This window comes from Nocardioides daeguensis (assembly GCF_019192965.1).
Lineage (GTDB): Bacteria > Actinomycetota > Actinomycetes > Propionibacteriales > Nocardioidaceae > Nocardioides > Nocardioides daeguensis.
On sequence record NZ_JAHTKU010000035.1, the window covers coordinates 1 to 1,602 of the forward strand.

Annotated in this window: 1 protein-coding gene; it reads left to right on the forward strand. The window is 68.5% G+C overall.

Annotated features, from left to right (window positions below; genetic code table 11):
• The first annotated feature begins 88 nt into the window (after nt 1-88).
• Nucleotides 89-1,462 (forward strand): IS1380 family transposase, encoded by a 1,374-nt coding sequence (locus KU893_RS22365; RefSeq protein ID WP_218237015.1) that lies wholly within the window; start codon nt 89-91, stop codon nt 1,460-1,462.
• Nucleotides 1,463-1,602: the final 140 nt, after the last annotated feature.

The window sequence follows — 1,602 nt, forward strand, 5'->3', positions numbered from 1 at the left end:
CGTGGCGTAGAACGAGAAATGCCCCTTGAGCAGGGACGATGTTGATTGCGACGTCAGCATCTGACCTACCCAAAGGGGCACCTCGTAAGTGAAACCTTCTCACACGATCCGACCTGTCTTCGATGACCCGAACCTGGTGTCGGCTGCGGGTCTGGTTCCAGCGTTGCGGCTGGCCGAAGCGGCCGGCTTGTACGACCTCCTCGAGGGGCTCTCGGTGCCCTCGCCCAACGCGGCAGCGAAGACCACAGGAGTGGTCGCAGGAATGCTGGCCGGCGCCGACTCGATCGATGACCTCGATCTGCTCCGGCACGGCGCGATGGGCCGGCTGTTCGCCGGGGTGCGCGCGCCCTCGACGCTGGGCACGTTCTTGCGCTCGTTCACCCACGGGCATGTGCAGCAGCTCGACAAGGCCGGCGGCGGGCTGCTGGCCGGACTCTCGGCTCGCGTGCCGGGGCTGCTGACAGGCGGTGACGTGGACGGGATCGCGTTCGTCGATGTCGACGACACCGTCCGCGAGGTTCACGGCTACGCCAAGCAAGGTGCAGCGTTCGGCTACAGCAAGGTCCGCGGGCTCAACATCCAGCTCGCCACGATCTCGACCCCGACTGCGGCGCCGGTCATTGCCCGCGCCCGACTCCGCAAGGGCAACACCGCCTCGGCAACCGGGGCCGGCAGGCTGCTGGCCCAGGCCATCACGACCGCCCGGGCCGCCGGCGTCACTGGACGGATCCTGACCCGGGCGGACTCGGCGTACTACGGGTGGGCCTTCGTCGGCACCGCGCTGCGTCACAAGGCCTGGTTCTCGGTCACCGCACGGATGACCCCGAGCGTGACAGCAGCGATCGCCAGCATCGAAGCGAGTGCGTGGAAGGCGATCGAGTACCCGAACGCGGTCTACGACGAGGCCGAGAACCGCTGGGTCTCCGACGCGGAGGTCGCCGAGGTGCCGTTCACCGCCTTCACTGGCCGCCGCAAGGCCGAGCACGTTTCGTGCCGGCTGGTCGTGCGTCGCGTGAAGCGACTCCAACCGCTCGCATCCGACGGCAGCGAACAGGGCGAGCTGTTCGCGACCTACCGCCACCACGCCTTCATCACCAACAGCACCCTGTCCGTGGTCGAGGCCGATCAGCGTCACCGCGACCACGCCTTGGTCGAGCAGGTCATCGCCGAACTCAAGGACGGTCCGCTGGCGCACCTGCCGTCGGGGAAGTACCCGGCGAACGCAGCCTGGGTCGCCTGCGCGGTGATCGCGTTCAACATCGCCCGCACCACCGCCGTCGCCGCGTCGATGCGCACCGCCCGCTGGGCCACCCTGCGGACCCGGATCATCAACATCCCTGCCCGGATCGCGGCCACCGGCCGACGGCTTGTCCTGCACCTGCCGACCCACTGGCCCTGGACATCGGGCTGGAAGTCGCTGTGGGCCACAGCGACCGGACCACCAACCCCCGCCACGACCTGACCACCCGAGCCGGCGGCGGCGCAACCAAGGACCGAAGTGGAAGAGCCGGTGCAGGCCGGCAGGTCAGCCACGCCAACGGCCTGGCTCCCACAACGATCTAGTGAAATCACCGATCAAGAATCAACGGCGGTGGATCAGGG